Annotated in this window: 14 protein-coding genes and 3 tRNA genes; 12 read left to right on the plus strand and 5 right to left on the minus strand. The window is 60.4% G+C overall.

Annotation, left to right across the window (positions count from 1 at the left end):
• Positions 1 to 192 precede the first annotated feature (192 nt).
• From VMR39_RS13520 to VMR39_RS13550, 7 genes are all read left to right on the plus strand, one after another.
• On the plus strand, positions 193 to 678 hold the full coding sequence (locus tag VMR39_RS13520) for a hypothetical protein (protein WP_325416516.1): 486 nt from the start codon (positions 193 to 195) through the stop codon (positions 676 to 678).
• 1 nt (position 679) lies between these two features.
• Positions 680 to 2,548: a hypothetical protein gene (locus VMR39_RS13525; RefSeq protein ID WP_325416517.1), complete on the plus strand. Its 1,869-nt coding sequence runs from the start codon at positions 680 to 682 to the stop codon at positions 2,546 to 2,548.
• Between the two features lie 4 nt (positions 2,549 to 2,552).
• Positions 2,553 to 4,403, plus strand: coding sequence for a hypothetical protein (locus tag VMR39_RS13530; RefSeq protein ID WP_325416518.1), 1,851 nt, complete (start codon positions 2,553 to 2,555; stop codon positions 4,401 to 4,403).
• Positions 4,393 to 5,049, plus strand: a complete 657-nt coding sequence (locus VMR39_RS13535; protein ID WP_325416519.1) for a hypothetical protein — start codon at positions 4,393 to 4,395, stop codon at positions 5,047 to 5,049. Before VMR39_RS13530 ends, VMR39_RS13535 begins: the two co-directional genes overlap by 11 nt.
• A 415-nt stretch (positions 5,050 to 5,464) precedes the next feature.
• Positions 5,465 to 6,067: a single-stranded DNA-binding protein gene (gene ssb / locus VMR39_RS13540; RefSeq protein ID WP_325416520.1), complete on the plus strand. Its 603-nt coding sequence runs from the start codon at positions 5,465 to 5,467 to the stop codon at positions 6,065 to 6,067.
• 349 nt (positions 6,068 to 6,416) lie between these two features.
• Positions 6,417 to 7,451: a GDP-mannose 4,6-dehydratase gene (gene gmd, locus VMR39_RS13545; RefSeq protein ID WP_325416521.1), complete on the plus strand. Its 1,035-nt coding sequence runs from the start codon at positions 6,417 to 6,419 to the stop codon at positions 7,449 to 7,451.
• Positions 7,452 to 7,549: 98 nt separating this feature from the next.
• Positions 7,550 to 8,449: a GDP-mannose 4,6-dehydratase gene (locus VMR39_RS13550; RefSeq protein WP_325416522.1), complete on the plus strand. Its 900-nt coding sequence runs from the start codon at positions 7,550 to 7,552 to the stop codon at positions 8,447 to 8,449.
• 248 nt (positions 8,450 to 8,697) lie between these two features.
• On the opposite strand, the gene VMR39_RS13555 is transcribed toward VMR39_RS13550, so the two are convergent.
• Positions 8,698 to 8,772, minus strand: a tRNA-Gly gene (locus VMR39_RS13555).
• Between the two features lie 58 nt (positions 8,773 to 8,830).
• A tRNA-Gly gene (locus VMR39_RS13560) sits at positions 8,831 to 8,905 on the minus strand.
• A gap of 327 nt (positions 8,906 to 9,232) precedes the next feature.
• On the opposite strand from VMR39_RS13560, the gene paoA reads away from it, so the two are divergent.
• Genes paoA through paoC form a run of 3 tightly spaced genes read left to right on the plus strand, consistent with a single transcriptional unit; the run spans position 9,233 to position 13,019 of the window.
• Positions 9,233 to 9,865: an aldehyde dehydrogenase iron-sulfur subunit PaoA gene (gene paoA, locus VMR39_RS13565; protein WP_325416523.1), complete on the plus strand. Its 633-nt coding sequence runs from the start codon at positions 9,233 to 9,235 to the stop codon at positions 9,863 to 9,865.
• Complete coding sequence (locus tag VMR39_RS13570; protein ID WP_325416524.1) at positions 9,862 to 10,818, plus strand: xanthine dehydrogenase family protein subunit M; 957 nt, start codon at positions 9,862 to 9,864, stop codon at positions 10,816 to 10,818. Before paoA ends, VMR39_RS13570 begins: the two co-directional genes overlap by 4 nt.
• Positions 10,815 to 13,019 (plus strand): aldehyde oxidoreductase molybdenum-binding subunit PaoC, encoded by a 2,205-nt coding sequence (paoC, locus tag VMR39_RS13575; protein WP_325416525.1) that lies wholly within the window; start codon positions 10,815 to 10,817, stop codon positions 13,017 to 13,019. Before VMR39_RS13570 ends, paoC begins: the two co-directional genes overlap by 4 nt.
• A gap of 159 nt (positions 13,020 to 13,178) precedes the next feature.
• Here the strand turns inward: paoC and VMR39_RS13580 are convergent, their stop codons facing one another.
• Both VMR39_RS13580 and VMR39_RS13585 read right to left on the minus strand, forming a co-directional pair.
• Positions 13,179 to 13,571: an acyl-CoA thioesterase gene (locus VMR39_RS13580; RefSeq protein WP_325416526.1), complete on the minus strand. Its 393-nt coding sequence runs from the start codon at positions 13,569 to 13,571 to the stop codon at positions 13,179 to 13,181.
• A complete protein-coding gene (locus tag VMR39_RS13585) occupies positions 13,571 to 15,643 on the minus strand; it encodes a S9 family peptidase (RefSeq protein WP_325416527.1) in 2,073 nt (690 codons plus the stop codon). Before VMR39_RS13585 ends, VMR39_RS13580 begins: the two co-directional genes overlap by 1 nt.
• A gap of 110 nt (positions 15,644 to 15,753) precedes the next feature.
• Here VMR39_RS13585 and VMR39_RS13590 point away from each other — a divergent pair, with 110 nt between their 5' ends.
• Positions 15,754 to 17,535 (plus strand): aminopeptidase P family protein, encoded by a 1,782-nt coding sequence (locus VMR39_RS13590; RefSeq protein ID WP_325416528.1) that lies wholly within the window; start codon positions 15,754 to 15,756, stop codon positions 17,533 to 17,535.
• A 45-nt stretch (positions 17,536 to 17,580) separates the two neighbouring features.
• On the opposite strand, the gene VMR39_RS13595 is transcribed toward VMR39_RS13590, so the two are convergent.
• The gene (locus VMR39_RS13595; RefSeq protein WP_325416529.1) at positions 17,581 to 17,748 is read right to left on the minus strand and encodes a hypothetical protein; all 168 of its coding nucleotides are present in this window, start codon (positions 17,746 to 17,748) and stop codon (positions 17,581 to 17,583) included.
• A 104-nt stretch (positions 17,749 to 17,852) separates the two neighbouring features.
• On the opposite strand from VMR39_RS13595, the gene VMR39_RS13600 reads away from it, so the two are divergent.
• A tRNA-Thr gene (locus tag VMR39_RS13600) sits at positions 17,853 to 17,927 on the plus strand.
• Positions 17,928 to 18,076: the final 149 nt, after the last annotated feature.

The raw sequence follows: 18,076 nt of genomic DNA on the forward strand, positions 1-18,076 counted from the left end.
TTCAAGAACAGCTCGGCTCAGCAGCCCAAAACCCGAAAGGAGAAAACCCCATCTTGACCCACCCCTGACATCCGAAACATAATCGCAAGGTGGGTCACTTCTCGATGAAAACCCCGGGTCACTTCTCAACGGCAATCAACAATCCCGCCACAGCATGAAATCGATGCTCTGATGATGAGCGGGCAAACAACCATGATCACCGTGCCGGACAGCAAGGGCGGTGGCGAATATCCTTTGGAGGTACACCCCGAGCTATTGAATCGCACGCGTCACTGGATCGAATTTGATCGGCCTGATGTCCTCCGCGCCGCACGCGAACGCACGAAGCAAAGTGGCCGCCGGTTTATCGAACCACCTGAAGTTTTCGTGACAGTGCGTGGCAAAGCCATCGATCCTCGCACGATCTCAAATACTGTCCGCAATGGCTGCAAAGCCGCGCAGGCCGCTGGCGACCTTGATCCAGGGGTCCGCGTCTGGGTGCACGGCCTCCGCCATAGAGAACTTAGTCACGACTATAAGTCGCGGGTTGATGCTGGCCAAAGAGGTGCCGAAGAACTGACCAAGCGCCGGGGTAATCACAAGAGCATCAAATCCACAGCGCCATACATCCATCTTGACCAAGGGCGTAGAAATCCAGCGCCGGCCAAAGGGAAACCGCGGGAAAAGGCGCCGAACTGAGATGCCGAACGTCCGCCTGAAGCGCCAAAAAATCGAATTACCCAAAGTCGCTACCGTCCATGCACCAGCGGCACAGCGAAGCCGAATCATTGTTGATGGCAAGCCGTTTCCTATAGACGAGATCGAGAGCCTTGAGAATCTTGGTCCCGTTCTCGATGTGGTTCAACGACGAGCGAGTTCGTTCAGGAAACCGATCGCCTATCTGCATCAAATCCGGCCATTCCTGCAATGCTGCGCTATGCACGGACGGATCGATCGATATGCCCTGGTGAAGTATAAAAAGATCGTAGGGAAACAGAATAAAAATGACCATAATACGAAGGCAGAGACTTTCGGATACGCTCTAAACCTGACCAGGTATCTTTTTGATATCGAGGTGCTTGGACATTTTGACCTGCCGAAGAATTTCAAAAGAAAGGAACAGAAGCCGAAAGCTAGTTTGTTTGATCTTGCGCCCATGGTTTGGGAGCAGGCGCCGGACGCCATCAGAGACCTTGCTACTGATGCATTCAGGCTCGATGAAGTTGGCCAAGAGGCAGCGCTGACGGCGGCAGTGCTTTCTGCGCGCTTGGAAGCGGTGAGGCGGGCTGCAAAAGCCGAAATTGCTCAAATTCACCATGCCTATGTTTCCACGCAAGCATTGATACATGAAGCCAAGCGGACTGGGAGGTTTAATGAGCTTATCAACCTACGGAATTTTCCCCATTCCCTGAGCGTCGACGACGCGATTGTATGGGCATTTGCCCGGTATGGATCGACACTTCCTCAATCTGATCAGTGTGATCAGGCTTTTTATTGGTTTGCAAAGAACAGGCTTGGCGGCTTTTCGTCTTTGCAAAAGCGATTTGCTCCTGACCTCGATGCTTTGACTCCGTTCATCGCCCTACAGCTGAGCGAACATGTGCTGGCTTGTAACGTCGATGGAGTCATTCGATACACTTATCGGGGGTGTCTGGGCGAAGGCGAATCCAATGCCACGCAGGTCGTCACCTTCGGAAAGTGGCGTGGTACGGCGCAAGAGATTTCACGTGAGTTGTTACGCGGCCGCAAAGGCGAATGGACTCTACCAAGGGCGCTCGACTTTCTCCATGTCTACACCGGGGAATTACTCGATGCGCAGCTTCCGATTGATCCCCGGATAAACGATTCCGAAGGCAGGCAGTGCCTCTATATTCATTTTGACAAGGTACGTAACAAATGGGTGACGTGGCTCAACGAGTCTTCGTCAAATAAGGCGCTACGCCGATTTTTCAGTCGTGCTGCCAAGACGGAGCCTATGCTGTCCCCTCTGGTGACGCCGATAAGAGGAGACAGTTTTCGGCCATCTATCGCTCTTTTGGATCGGATGGAGGGACGTTCGATATTCCAGACTCAGCGGTTACTTGCTCACGACAATCCCGAGACGACCGCCCAATATACCGATCGTCAATCCGTGGCCTCTCAAGCCCCGCTCCATGCGCTTGGCTTTCAGCGCTTCCTCACAGAAAAAATCACCACTGCTCGGACAGAGGTTCCGCCTGAAGCGAAACCTGTTGGCAATGGACTTTACTGCACGGATCCAGCTTCCGGGGGACCTCGTGGCGAAACCGTGGACGGCGTGTGTGCGTCGCACGACCTGTGCGATCACAAATGCGTCGCGTCGGTAATCGTCGTCGAAGATCCTCCGTCAGTGGCGCAGTGGATTGCCTGGTCAAAACACATTGAGGCTGGCCGATCGGCCCTCAAGGCCTCCAACCCGGACAGGTGGAAGGTTTGGGAACGTCGGGCAGCTCTCTATCAGGTCCTTCTCGATAAAACGTCAGCACGCTGCAAGCGCATTGCGGAAGCGTTCGTCGACGAAATCGCATCCACCCTGCCATCCCTGGTGTGAGGAAATGATGATAGATCGTTCTGAAAATGTGGCAGATCAGGAATTTCGTGCAGATGACTTTTCATCAGCGTTTGAGATTGATCCACGCACTACACGCACTGACTGGCTCATCGGCCACTTTGATGATCTTGATTGGATTTTAGCGACACCGATACCGGGAAATCCACCAGCCAGCGTAAGATTTTCTTGGAACTTCCCGGTCAGTGAGGGTGAGCGCCTAAGCGACTATCGCTATCACGATTGGCTGGAACTGGCTCGTTATGCGGCATGGTGGTATCGCGAAAGCGACAAGACAGAATGCAACAAAGATAGCAGCCGGCACTTATTTGCAACAGATCTTCGTCGCGGTATTGTTTGGTTTATCCAATATGGCTTGCAAGGACCAAAGGATCTAACACCTTATCACCTGACGAAATATGAAGATCATCTCTCGCAATTAAGCCTTAGCTGCTCGACAGTTCAAGGTCGACTGATAGCTATTCGAATGCTCTGGGTTCTCAGAGCTCATCTCCCAGTGAAAATCTCGTTTGAGCCGTATCGCTCCAAGCGATCGCTGTCAGAGGCTGTGCGAAGGATAGGTCGCCCAAATCAGCATACAACCACCATACCTCCTCGGCAGTTTTACGAATTATGTGAGCATGCCCTCCAGTGGATGGACCATGCCGATAGGATAATTACAATTCGCGATAATTACCTAATGGGGCTATCCACACTACGCAAAGAGAGAGGTTACAATGTAGCGCAAAAGGCTTGTAGGCGAGAAATGTCCGAATCATTGATCGAACATTCCCAATCATGGCCTTTTAATTTCTCTCAGAACGATAATGATCCGTTAGGTTTTCTAAAATCATGTCTTAAATGTCTTTATGCTTCTTGTATCGTGACCGTCATTGCATTTATCGCGATACGAAAGCATCAGTTCGCACTTATAAATGCAGATCCGATCAAAACGGTAGGAGATATCGAATATCTCGTTGGATCGGTACGAAAATCAAGCCCGGACGAGCAAGCTATTCCAACAGAACACGCAGTTGACAGCATCGTGCGTCAGGCCATTGCTCATCTTGATCATCTGTCGGATTTTGCTCGAACGGAAAAGCATTCCAGCCTTCTTATCTCCGACCCTTTCCTCTCGAGAGGCGAAGCGATTGGTTCGCCTCTTCTGACAGGTAGCCTATACAATATGCTAGACGAATTCGCAGTGTCTGCGGGTTTTGATACGGAACAGTTTGGGAGTTTACGCCCGCAAATGATCCGCCGAGCAAATACACTAATCTATGTCTGGCAATATGAAATTTCTGACCTCCAACTGCTTCAGAAACATTTGAATCAGACTAATATCAAGTCTAGTTCGGCATACACAAACGAAAAGAATCTTTCTCTCTATCAGAGCGACGCCAATAGGCAGTTGGCCTACCGCGTTCTCGAAGAGTCGCTGACAGGCCAGAAGCCTATAGTCGGTGGCTTCTCTCATTATATCGCGAAGCTTCGTTCCAAACTGAAAGTCTTGACGGTCGATCGCCTTCAGATTTTCGTCGCGCAGCTTGTCGAGAAACATGACATTAGGTTCACTGCGCATCCCCATGGGTATTGCGTACTCGCATCCCACCGTAAGCAATTCGCTCGTTGTAGCACTGACGGTATGGGTCCTGATTACGCTCAGCGGCGTGATGTAGACTGTGCGGTCTGCCCGAACTTCGCGACCCACCGCCTGTTCCGTGGGCACTGGGTCAATCAACAGCGGATACATCAGCTTGTTATCGACGATGCCCGCTCTACGTGGAATGCCGTTGCCGCTGCGAAGTTGGGCTTGAAAGCCTCTGCCAAAATGCTGGAGGATATCGATGGCACATAAGCCAAAGACCAGCCGGAAGACCGTGTCCGAGCCAAGCGCACGCAAAACGCCGTCAATCGCTTCAAGACGCCAGGGTGAGTATCACGCAGCAGCCATGCGGGAACTACAACGCCGAGAAGAGTCAGGTGAATCTCTCGATGTGTCGTCGATCATCGCGGCGGCAACCTACCAAGGGTCCCCGGAGCACGCAGACGGCACTCCCCTAAACCGCACGACAGTGTATGCTAGGAAGTCGGCTGATCGCACGCGCGTCCATGAAGCCTTCTTCACAGCGATCGAGGCCGCAGTGAAGAAACGAGCGGCCCTGACCAAGCGCGTCCGATCCAAGCGCTCCGCAGCGGATTATGAACGTGAAATCGCGGAATTGAGGGAGAGCAAGGTCTCTTTGGCCAACCAACTCGTCGAGGCGCGCATTTCCGAACAGCAAGCACTGGGGAGTAAGGGGGGATCTGATACCTTTGTCCGGAACCACCGCAATGAAACGTATGTCATGTGCAAAGTGATATCGTCGATCACACCCGCGAGGCCTTTCAGGATCCGATCCATTATCGAAAATTTCGAGCGCGATTTGGACCCGAAGGATCTAGCCGAACTCAATGTGCAGGCCGAAGAAATAGTGCGCGATGTGCGCTCCAGAGATCCATAGGCCCATTCGGTATAGATCCGCCGTTAACCGACGGGCGATTGCGTACATTAATGCCCGATAGCCTATCCTTGTTTGGTCGCGATTGCAGGCGGCGCGGCTCTCGCCAACCAAGAGGAGCACGGAGCATTTGACATAACGGATCGGCACCATATTTCAGGCATGCAATGCACCTCCCTATAGGTGTATTTGATATTTATCTCTGCCCGCCTGCTCATGCTGACCGCAGGCGGCAGGCGCAAATTAATGTTCTCTAATGACGGGTTCCCGGTTTCAGGGTAGAATTGTGAGGAACTCCAGATCGCCAGTCCCAGACCCTCTCGGTTATCCAGACTGTCGGGATAGAAAGACGACCAATTCTGGTGCTCGAAACGCACCTTAAGGCGTTGAGAACGCTAGATGAAAGGAATGTAAGACAGTGAGTGGAAGTGTGAACAAAGTCATGCTGGTCGGCAATCTCGGCGCCGACCCGGAGGTCAAGAGCTTCCAGAATGGCGGCAAGGTGTGCAACCTGCGCATCGCCACGTCCGAAAGCTGGAAGGACCGCATGACCGGGGAGCGCAAGGAGCGCACCGAGTGGCACAGCGTGTCGATCTTTTCCGAAGGCCTGGCAGGCGTCGCCGAACGGTTCCTGCGCAAGGGATCGAAAATCTATGTCGAGGGCCAACTGCGCACCCGCAAGTGGCAGGACAATAATGGCAATGACCGCTACACCACCGAAGTCGTACTCCAGGGGCCGAGCGCGGTTCTGACCATGCTGGACGGCGCGCAGGGCGGCGGCAGCCAGGGCGGTGGCTTTGGCGGCGGCGGTGGTGGTCGCTCGCAGCAGGGCGTCAGCGACTGGAGCGGCGGGTCGAGCGGCTTCGGCGGCGGCGACTATGACGATTTCGGTGGCGGTTCGGGCGGCGGCCAGAGTGGCGGCGGCTTTGGCGGCGGTCGCTCCTCGTCCGGTGGCGGCAGCCGCGGCGGCACCGGCAGCCCTAATTTCGACAACGACCTGGACGATGAAGTGCCGTTCTGAGTTTGCATCGCCGATCGTCCGGTAAATCCGCGTCGATCATTGGCGGCATTGTATCCATGGCGATCTGGAAGCACTTCGGGAGCTGCCGCTTCCGGGGTGTTTTCTTTGCGAATGACTGCTCCCGTCGTTCCCATCAGGTGTTGGAGCGCCTAATCTGGCCTCTTTCTTCGATCCCTCGAACGGCCGCCAGTCCCGACTGATTGACGCCGCAAGCCCGCGTCGCCATGGTGCGCCCCGATAATCTCTACAGGAGAATCTTTGTCGCGCCCGGACGGTCTGCGCTGTCCCGTGGAATCAAAGTGTCAATTTTGCGCGTTACTGAATCATGGTTTTCGAGAAGAGGGACAATATGAAGACGGCGTTAGTGACCGGCATTTCTGGGCAGGACGGAGCTTATCTGGCGGAACTTCTGCTGCATAAGGGTTACAAGGTCTACGGAACATATCGCCGCACGAGTTCCGTGAACTTCTGGCGTATCGAAGAACTGGGCATCGCCAATCACCCCAATTTGTCGCTGGTCGAATATGACCTGACCGATCTGTCTTCCAGCATCCGGCTGCTCCAGTCGACCGAGGCCACCGAAGTCTATAATCTGGCTGCCCAGAGCTTCGTCGGCGTTTCCTTCGACCAGCCGATCACGACCGCGGAGATTACCGGCATCGGGCCGCTCAATCTTTTGGAGGCGATCCGGATCGTCAATCCCAAGATCCGTTTCTACCAGGCCAGCACGTCCGAGATGTTCGGCAAGGTTCAGGCCGTGCCGCAGGTGGAAGACACGCCCTTCTATCCGCGCAGCCCCTATGGCGTCGCCAAGCTGTACGCCCACTGGATCACGGTGAACTATCGCGAAAGCTACGATATTTTCGGTTGCAGCGGCATCCTGTTCAACCATGAAAGCCCGCTGCGTGGCCGCGAGTTCGTGACCCGCAAGATCACCGACAGCGTCGCCAAGGTGAAGCTGGGCAAGCTCGATTGCCTGGAACTGGGCAATCTCGATCCCAAGCGCGACTGGGGCTTCGCCAAGGAATATGTCGAGGGCATGTGGCGGATGCTGCAAGCCGATGAGGCCGACACTTATGTGCTGGCGACCAACCGCACGGAAACGGTCCGCGACTTCGTGCGGATGGCGTTCAAGGCGGCCGAGATCGACGTCGAATTTTCCGGCAAGGAAGACCATGAGGTCGCGATCGACACCGAAACCGGCAAGACGGTGATGCGCGTCAACCCGCGCTTCTATCGTCCGGCCGAGGTGGACCTGCTGATCGGCAATCCCGAAAAGGCGACCAAGAAGCTGGGCTGGAAACCGCAGACCAGCCTGGAACAGCTGTGCAAGATGATGGTGGATGCCGACCTCGTCCGCAACAGCGTGAACGCATCCTTCTGATCTCCTGAAAAGGGATTTCGGGGTTATATATAGCGTGACGACCTGGCGGCGCCTGCCGCCGCCGGACCTCGCGTCAACGCAGCTACGGTGACATGTCTATGAGCAGGATCTTGATTACGGGTGTGGACGGCTTCACCGGCCGCCATCTGACCGCGTTGCTGGCGCGCCAGGGCCATGACGTCATCGGCATTTCGCATCGTCCGATCGCCCATCCGGTCGAAGGGCTGGCCGCTTCGCATGTGTGCGACCTGACCGATGCGGAAGGGCTGAAGCAGGTGGTAGCCGAGCTGCGACCCGACAAGGTGGCGCATCTGGCGGCCATCGCCTTCGTCTCCCACGGGGTGGTGGAGGATATCTATCGGACGAACATCGTCGGCACCCGCAACCTGCTGGAGGCGGTCGTCGCCGCAGGCAGCGCCGATGCCGTGCTGCTGGCGAGCAGCGCCAATATCTACGGCAACCGTGTGAGCGGCGCGATCGACGAGAGCGTCGCGCCCGATCCGGTCAATGACTATGCCGTCAGCAAGCTGTCGATGGAATATGTCGCCCAGCTCTATCGCGAGCGCCTGCCGATCATCCTCGCCCGCCCGTTCAACTATACCGGGGTCGGGCAGTCGATCGATTTCGTCATTCCCAAGATCATCGACCATGTGCTGCGCAAGGTCGACCGGATCGAACTCGGCAATCTGGACGTTGCGCGCGACTTTTCCGACGTGCGGGACGTCGTGCTCGCCTATGAAGCGCTGCTGTCGACGCCCGGCGCGATCGGCAATATCGTCAACATCTGCTCGGGCGAGGCGCATTCGCTTCAGGACGTGATTTCGGCGATCAAGGATATTTCCGGGCATGATTTCACCATCAGCGTCAACCCGGCCTTCGTCCGCAAGAATGAGGTGAAGATGCTCTGGGGCGATCGCACCCGGCTGGAGGCGCTGACGGGCCTGCGCCCGACCTACGGCCTGCGCGACACGCTGGCGTGGATGCTGGGTCGGCAGTGACGCGCAGGAGGTATTGAGAGCCAGGGAAGGGCGCTGCGTCGAACTGGAAGCAGCGCTCCTGGCTTTTGTTGTCGCATCGTTTTAGGCGCAAAACCGGTTCCCACCTTCGCGTTATGCTCCATGGGCATGGCGCAGCGCAGTGATTTCACGCGGTGGGCCGTCGCTCATCCGGAAGGTTGGGAAGCCATGCTGCGAAGGTCCGCGCGACTGGCGCCGGCCCGAAGTCTTTTCCGACCCTATCGGAAATCTGGAGCGGGCGAAGGGATTCGAACCCTCGACCCCAACCTTGGCAAGGTTGTGCTCTACCCCTGAGCTACGCCCGCTCGGGCGGCCGGAAGGATATGTCCTTCACGGCTATGGTGGCCAAATGGCTTTGAAAACTGGAGCGGGCGAAGGGATTCGAACCCTCGACCCCAACCTTGGCAAGGTTGTGCTCTACCCCTGAGCTACGCCCGCTCTTGGCGGCCGGGAGAGTGTGTCCCTCTCGGCGGGTGGCGGCCAACTAGCAAGGCTTTCCCATATCGGCAAGGGGGAGAATTGCAGAAAAATGAAATTCTCTTTCGCGGCCAGGAAGATTGACGGATTTCCGTTGGTTGGCCAATGGCTGACGCGGTGCGGCCGGTAGCGTCTCTACCGGGCATATTCGAATCAGCTGGAGAATCCCGATCGCCTGGCCTTTGGAGCGGGCCCAACATCTGCTAATCTGACACCAGTTTCCCGGCGGCCGGGATCATTTGCCGCCGCACTTCGTACTCATCAGCGTATCAACAGGGAGGACCAGCCATGACGTCCGATCACCTGACGCGTCGCGGCCTGTTGCGGGGCAGCGCAGCCCTTGCGGCTGCCGCGCCGGTCGTTTCGCAGACAGCGAGCGCCGCCGCGCCGCCCAGCAGCAAAGGAGCCAGCATGAGTCCCGTCGAACTGATCGTCAACGGGCGGGAGGTGCATCTGCAACTCGACCCGCGCACCACCCTGCTGGATGCGCTGCGCGAGCATCTGCATCTGACGGGTACCAAGAAGGGGTGCGACCATGGCCAGTGCGGCGCCTGCACGGTGATCGTGGAGGGGCGGCGGATCAACAGCTGCCTGACGCTGGCGGCGATGCATGATGGCGAGAAGGTGACGACGATCGAGGGGCTGGGTACGCCCGAATCGCTCCACCCGATGCAGCGCGCCTTCATCGTCCATGACGGCTATCAGTGTGGCTATTGCACGCCGGGGCAGATCTGCTCGGCAGTCGCGGTGCTGGACGAGATCGAGGCGGGCTTCCCCAGCCATGTGACCGAGGATCTCGACCATGTCGCGATGAGCGATGTCGAACTGCGCGAGCGGATGAGCGGCAATATCTGCCGCTGCGCCGCCTATCCCAATATCATCGCCGCGATGCGCGAAGTCGCAGGGGAGAAGCAGGCATGAAAGCCTTCACCTATGAACGCGCGACGAGCGTCGAAGCGGCGGCGAAGGCCGCAGCTTCCGTCCAGGGCGCACGATTCATCGCCGGCGGCACCAACCTGCTCGACCTGATGAAGCTTCAGATCGAGACGCCGACGCACCTGATCGACGTCAATCATCTCGGCCTCGACCGGATCGAGCCGACGGCGGAGGGCGGGCTGCGCATCGGCGCGCTGGTGCGCAATACCGATCTGGCCGCCGACAAGGCGGTGCGCCGCGACTATGCCGTGCTCAGCCGCGCGCTGGTGGCGGGCGCGTCGGGGCAGCTGCGCAACAAGGCGACGACCGGCGGCAACCTGCTGCAACGTACGCGCTGCCCCTATTTCTACGACACGCGGATGCCATGCAACAAGCGCCAGCCGGGCAGCGGCTGCGGCGCGATGAAGGGGATGAGCCGCAGCCTCGCCATATTGGGCGTGAGCGATGCCTGCCTCGCCCAGCATCCCAGCGACATGGCGGTGGCGATGCGCCTGCTCGACGCGCAGATCGACATGGTCGGCCCGGACGGGACGAAGCGTTCGGTCCCTGTCGCCGACTTCCATCTGCTGCCGGGCGATACGCCGGAAAAGGAAACGGTGCTGAAGCCAGGCGAGATGATCACGTCGGTCACGCTCCCCAGGCCGATCGCCGGCACCCATGTCTATCGCAAGGTACGCGACCGCGCCTCCTATGCCTTCGCGCTGGTGTCGGTGGCGGCGATATTCGGCAAGGATGGCACCGCGCGCTTCGCCTTTGGCGGGGTCGGCGCGAAACCCTGGCGCGTGCCTGCGGCCGATGCGGCGGCGAAGCAGGGCGCGAAGGCCGTGGCCGAAGCCGCGCTTGGCGGTGCCCGCACTACCCATCATAACGACTTCAAGAAGCCGCTGGTCGAACGCACGCTCGCGTCGCTCTATCGGCAGCAGGAGGCACGGGCATGAAGTTCGATACGCCAGCCGGCACCAACCCGATCGACAAGGGGCGGGTGATCGGCATCCCGCATGACCGGATCGACGGCGCCGCCAAGGTGACGGGCAGTGCGCCCTATGCCTATGAGCGCCATGATGCTGCCCCCAACGCCGCCTATGGCTGGATCGTCGGCTCGGCCATCGCCAAGGGGCGGATCGCGGCCATGGACCTGCGCGCTGCCGAGGCCGCACCTGGCGTGCTGGGCGTTGTCACCCATGCCAATGCCGGCAAGCTTGGCAAGGGCAGCATGAACACCGCACCGCTGCTCGGCGGGCCGCAGGTCGACCATTATGAGCAGGCGGTTGCGCTGGTCATCGCCGACACGCTGGAAAATGCCCGCGACGCCGCCAGGCTGGTGCGCATCGACTATACATCGGAAAGCGGCAAATTCGACCTCGCGGCCGAGCGGCTGAACGGCGTGATCCCGCCCGAAGGCTTTGGCGGCCCCGCCGACACCAAGGCGGGCGATTTCGATGCGGCCTTTGCGAACGCGGCGGTGAAGGTCGAGCAAACCTACACCACGCCCGACCACAGCCATGCGATGATGGAGCCGCACGCCACGACGGCGGCATGGAATGGCGACAAGCTGACGCTCTGGACCGCGAACCAGATGATCGCCTGGGGCGTGGGCGAAGTCGCCACCACCCTTAATATTCCCAAGGAAAATGTCCGGCTGGTGTCGCCCTATATCGGCGGCGGTTTCGGCGCCAAGCTGTTCCTGCGCGCCGACGCGATACTGGCGGCGCTGGGCGCGAAGCAAATCGGTCGCCCGGTCAAGGTCGCCATCGCCCGCCCGCAAATCCCCAACAACACCACCCATCGCCCCGCGACCATCCAGCGCATCCGGCTGGGCGCGGACAAGGCCGGGGTGATCGACGCGATCGCGCATGAAGTCTGGTCGGGCGACCTGCCCGGCGGCGGTGCGGAAACGGCGGCGCAGCAGACGCGCCTCCTCTATCGTGGCGCCAACCGCATGACCGCGCACCGGCTCGTCACGCTCAACCTGCCCGAAGGCAATGCCATGCGCGCGCCCGGTGAGGCGGTCGGTCTGCTGGCGCTGGAAGTGGCGATGGACGAACTGGCCGAAGCCGCAGGCGTCGACCCGGTCGAGCTGCGCATCCGCAACGATGTCCAATATGATCCCGAAGCCGGGCCGCAGCGCCCCTTCTCCAGCCGCAAGCTGGTGGAATGCCTGCGCGCGGGTGCAGATCGATTCGGCTGGGCGAAGCGCAACCCGAAGCCGGGGCAGGTGCATGACGGCCGCTGGCTGGTCGGCATGGGCATGGCCGCCGCCTTCCGCAACAATCTCGTCGCCAAATCGGGCGCGCGCATGGGCGTCGACGCGCAGGGGCGGGTGATCGTCGAAACCGACATGACCGACATCGGGACCGGCAGCTATACCATCATCGGCCAGACGGCGGCGGAAATGCTGGGCGTGCCGCTGGATCATGTGACGGTGCGCCTCGGCGACAGCCGTTTTCCCGAATCGGCGGGTTCGGGCGGTCAGTGGGGCGCGAACAGCAGCACGGCGGGCGTCTATGCCGCCGCCATGGCGTTGCGCGCGAAGCTGGCGGAAAAGGCAGGCTATCCCGCCGATCAGGCGCAGTTCGAGGATGGCCTGGTCAAGCTGAACAACAAGTCGCAGACCCTCGCCGCGTTGGCGGGCCGAAACGGTGTGTGGGCAGAAGACAGCATGGATTATGGCGATCTCGACAAGCGCTATGCCCAGGCGACCTTCGGCGCGCATTTCTGCGAGGTCGGGGTCGATATCGACACGGCCGAAGTGCGTATCCGCCGGATGGGCGGGGCGTTCGCCGCCGGTCGCATCCTCAATCCCAAATCGGCGCGCAGTCAGGTGATCGGCGCCATGACCATGGGCGCGGGCGCTGCCCTCATGGAGGCGCTGGATGTCGACACGCGCTTCGGCTTCTTCGTGAACCACGACATGGCCGAATATCTGGTGCCGGTCCATGCCGACATCCCCGAACAGGATGTGCTGTTCATCGAGGAACTGGACGACAAAAGTTCGCCGATGAAGGCCAAGGGCGTAGGCGAACTGGGAATCTGCGGCGCGGGCGCGGCGGTGGCCAATGCGATCTACAACGCCACCGGGATCAGGCTGCGCGACTATCCGCTGACGATCGACAAGCTGCTCAAGGCGCAGGCGGCCTGAGAGAAGCAGTAACTGAAATCCGTTCGTTTCGAGCGAAGTCGAGAAACAGTGCCACAGCGCTATCCGCTTCTCGACTCCATCCGCCCGGCGGATGAAGTTTATCCTGAGCGCCTGCTGCAAGCAGGTAGTCGAAGGGCTCGAAGCGAACGGACGTCGACGTCACACGAAGTTCGCCGCCACCTCCGATGGCACGCGCAGGATCCGGCCCGACGCCTTGTCGATGATCGCCCAGGTCGATCTGGCCGCAACCTTCACCTTGCCGTCCGGCCCGGTGAACTCGATCAGCCGATCGAACCGCGCCCCGCGCGGTCCTTCCGGAATCCAGGTGCGGGCCGTCACCGTCTCCCCCTCGGTCACATTGCCGCGATAGTCGACCTCATGCCGGGTCACGACCCAGATATAGGCTTCGACATGGGCAGGATCGGCGTCCTGCCGCCAATGCTCGACCGACACCTGCTCCATCCACTGGACCCAGACCGCGTTGTTCACATGGCCCAGCTCGTCGATATGCTCGGGAAGGGCCGTGATCTGCTTGGTGAAACTCGAAGCCATCAGCCCTCCACACCCAATTGCCACAGGATGAAGGCGAATTCCTCCGCCGTTTCGTGCAGGCTTTCAAAGCGCCCCGACTTGCCGCCATGGCCCGCACCCATATTGGTCTTGAGCAGCAGGATGTTGCTGTCGGTTTTGGTCGCGCGCAGCTTCGCAACCCACTTCGCCGGCTCCCAATAGGTCACGCGCGGATCGTTGAGGCCCGCCGTCACCATCAGCGGCGGATAGTCCTGCGCGCGGACATGGGTGTAGGGATCGTAGCTCTGGATCGTGCGGAACGCGGCTTCATCCTCGATCGGATTGCCCCATTCCGGCCATTCGCCCGGCGTCAGCGGCAGCGTCTCGTCCAGCATGGTGTTGAGCACGTCGACGAACGGCACATGCGCCACGACCGCGCCCCACAGGTCGGGATCGGAGTTGATGACCGCGCCCATCAGCTCGCCACCGGCCGACCCGCCCGAAATGCTGATCCTGCCCTTCGAAGCATAGCCAAGGTCGATCAGCCCCTGCGCCACATCGACGAAATCGGTGAAGGTGTTGACCCGCTTGTCCAGCTTGCCGTCCAGATACCATTGCTGGCCCAGGTCGTCGCCGCCGCGAATATGGGCGATGGCGAAGGCGAAGCCGCGATCCAGCAGCGACAGGCGGCTGGTCGAAAAGCCCGGCTCCATCGCCAGCCCATAGGCGCCATAGCCATAAAGGTGCAGCGGGGCGCTGCCGTCACGGGGGAAATCCCTGGGATAGACGATCGACACCGGAATTTCGGTCCCGTCGCGCGCCGCGATCATCAGCCGCTCGGCGGCGTAGCGGGTCGCGTCATAGCCCGAGGGGATTTCCTGGACCTTCAACACCTCCAGTGCGCCCGTTTCCAGATGATAGTCGTAGATGGTGTCGGGTGTGACCATCGATTCATAGCCGATACGCAGCTTGGTCACGTCATATTCTGGGTTGTCGTCCAGCGACGCCGAATAGCTGGCTTCGGGGAAGGGGATGCGCTTCGCCGAATGCGTGGCGTAATCGCGCAACTCGATCTGGTCGAGGCCGTCCTGCCGCCCTTCGGTGACGTAGAAGCCCTTGAACAGGGTGAAATCGGTCAGGTAGAAATGCGCGTCCGCGCCGATCACCTCCTCCCACTGGTCCGGCGCGTCCAGCGTCGCCTTTACCAGCCGGAAATTGGGATGGCTGTCGTTGGTGCGGATGTAGAGCGTGCCTTCATGCTCATCGACATCATATTCGCGCCCCGGCTTGCGGGCGGCCACCAGCATGGGCGTCGCGGTCGGATTGTCGGCCGGCACCAGCCAGGCTTCGCTGGTGACATGATCGCCGGTCGCGATGACGATCCACTTTTCCGAGGAGGTGAGACCGATCGAGACGCGGAACCCCTCATCATCCTCGTGGAACAGCTCGACGTCGCTCTCGACGCCCTGGCCCAGCCAGTGCAGCCGCGCATTGTCGGTCCGCCAATTTTCATTGGCAAGGCCATAGAGCAGCCCCTTGCTGTCCGCCGTCCACACCAGCGACGACAGCGTATCGGGGATCACTTCGGGCAATATCTCGCCGCTGAACAGATCCTTGATCCGCGCCTCGAACCGTTCCGACCCGTTGGTGTCGATGGCGTAGGCAAGGTAGCGGCCATCGGGGCTGACCGACATTGCGCCCAGCCGGAAATAGTCATGCCCCTCCGCGAGCGCAGGTTCGTCCAGGATCAACTGGTCGTCACCGCCTGCGACCGGCTTGCGATACCATTTGCGATATTGCGCGCCCGTCTCGAACGCGCGCCAGTAGACATAGTCGCCATCCTTCTGCGGCACCGACTGGTCGTCTTCCTTGATGCGGCCCTTCATTTCCTGGAACAGCGTGTCGAGTAACGGCTTGTGCGGCGCCATCGCGCCCTCGAACCAGCCATTCTCGGCCTCAAGATAGGCCAGCACATCCTTGTCCTGCACATCGGGATAGCCCGGATCGCGCAGCCATGCCCAGGGATCGTCCACCGTGATGCCATGATGCGTGACGCTGTGCGGGCGGCGTTCGGCAATCGGGGGAAGGGCAGTAGGCTGGCTTTGATCGGTCATTAACTATCCATGGTTCAGACAGGGGCTGCGCTGGAATAAGCGCGCCTGCCCCTCTATGTTGTCGGCATTGTCGCCGGTGCAAGAGGCCGGAATGATCCAAGGAAGTGTTGATGTCCAGTTATGAAGATCGCCTGAAGGCTTTGCGCGCGCAGCTGGTGCGCCAGAAGCTCGACGGTTTCGTGGTCCCCCTGACCGACGAGCATATGAGCGAATATGTCGGCGCCTATGCCCAGCGGCTCGCCTGGCTGACGGGATTTCAGGGGTCTGCGGGCAGCGCCGTGGTGCTGCCGGAGGAAGCCGCGATCTTCGTCGACGGCCGCTACACGCTCCAGGTGCGCGAGCAGGTGGACGGCGCCCACTGGCAATATGAGAGCGTGCCGCAGACCTCGATCGCTGCCTGGCTGAAGGATCATGCCGGGCAGGGCGCGCGCATCGGATACGACCCCTGGCTCCACACCCGCGCCTGGGTGAAGCAGGCCACCGAAGCCCTGGCCGACAAGGGCGCCGAACTGGTCGCTGTGGACACCAATCCCGTCGACGCCGTCTGGCCCGACCGTCCGGCCCGCAGCGACGCCAAGCTGGTCGTGCATGGCGACGATTTTGCCGGTCAGTCGGCCGCCGAAAAGCGCGCCGCCATGGCCGACTGGCTGGTGTCGAAAAAGGCCGACGCCGCTATCCTCTCCGCGCTCGATTCGATCGCCTGGACCTTCAACATCCGTGGCAAGGACGTGGAGCGCACGCCGGTCGCGCTCGCCTATGCCATCGTCCATGCCGATGCGACCGCCGACCTCTATGTCGCGCCGGAGAAGATGGACGAGGCCGTCGCCAAGCATCTGGGCAATGGCGTGCGCGTGCATGACGCTATGAACTTCGCCGCCGCACTCGAAGATTTCGCCGGCAAGACCGTCGTCGCGGACCCCGAACGGGCCGTCGCCGCGATCTTCAATGGCCTCGATGACGGCGGCGCCACCGTGCTGTCGCTGCGCGATCCCGCCGTCCTGCCAAAGGCGATCAAGAACGCCACCGAAATCGCCGGTCACAAGGCAGCACAGGCCCGCGACGGCGCGGCGCTCAGCCGCTTCCTCCACTGGGTTACGGTGGAAGCGTCCAGTGGCGACCTCACCGAACTCTCCGCCTCTGATCGGCTGGAGGCATTCCGCAAGGATACCGGGCTGCTCGAAGACCTGTCCTTCGACACGATCAGCGGCGCGGGCCCGAACGGCGCGGTCGTCCATTATCGCGTCGAGGAGAAGACGAATCGCCCGATCGAGCTGAACAGCCTCTATCTGGTCGATTCGGGCGGCCAATATCGCGACGGCACCACCGACGTGACCCGCACGCTCGCCATCGGCACGCCGACCGACGAGATGCGCCGCCGCTTCACGCTCGTGCTAAAGGGCCATATCGCGCTCGCCCGCGCCATCTTCCCGAAGGGGACGCGCGGCGGCCAGCTCGACGCGCTCGCCCGCCAATATCTCTGGGCCGAAGGGCTGGATTATGCCCATGGCACCGGCCATGGCGTCGGCAGCTTCCTGTCGGTGCATGAAGGGCCGCAGCGAATCGCGACCTTCGGCGGCGGCGACGAGCCGCTGGCGGCGGGCATGATCCTCTCGAACGAGCCGGGCTATTACAAGACCGGCGAATATGGCATCCGCATCGAGAATCTGGTGCTGGTTGAGGAACGCGACATTCCCGGCGCGGAAAAGCCGATGCTGGGCTTCCAGACGCTGACCTTCGCGCCGATCGACCGGACGCTCATCGCCACGGATATCCTGAGCGAAGAAGAACACGCCTGGCTCGACACCTACCACGCCGCCGTGCTGGACCTTGTCGGCCCGCAACTGGAGGGCGACGCGCTGTCCTGGCTCAAGGCCGCCTGCGCACCGCTTTGACCTGAAATAGCCCCTCTCCTTCAGGGGAGGGGTTGGGATGGGGGTTCAGTTCTTTTCATCTGCAACGGGAGGGGGCGGTGCCGTTCCCTCCTGCCCTGTTTCGGGATTTTGGGCTTCCCGGCTCTGCGCCTTGCGCCGCCGCAGATTGTCCCGCAACGCTTGCGCCAATCGCGCCTTTTTCTCGTCGTTCGTCTCAGCCATGACGATGCGCATAAGCAAAATGCAACTTCCGCCGCAAGTCGCCTTGACATGGGCAGCACAGGCGGCCATAGGCGCGACCTCCGAAGCGCAGACGCGCCTCGGCGAAGAAACAGAGTGCTGCCGTAGCTCAGTGGTAGAGCGCATCCTTGGTAAGGCTGAGGTCGGGAGTTCAATCCTCCCCGGCAGCACCATTTCTTCTCTTTTCCGATATTTGCCGGTTTGAAGCAGCCCTTCGGGGGCGGCGGAGACATGTGGGCGCCAGCGCTGCCCCTATGCGGATACTATCCACATCCGTTCGGGCTGAGCCTGTCGAAGCCCCGCACTTTTCTTCAGGAAAGAA

It is taken from the genome of Sphingobium sp., from assembly GCF_035511395.1.
Classification (GTDB): Bacteria; Pseudomonadota; Alphaproteobacteria; order Sphingomonadales; family Sphingomonadaceae; genus Sphingobium.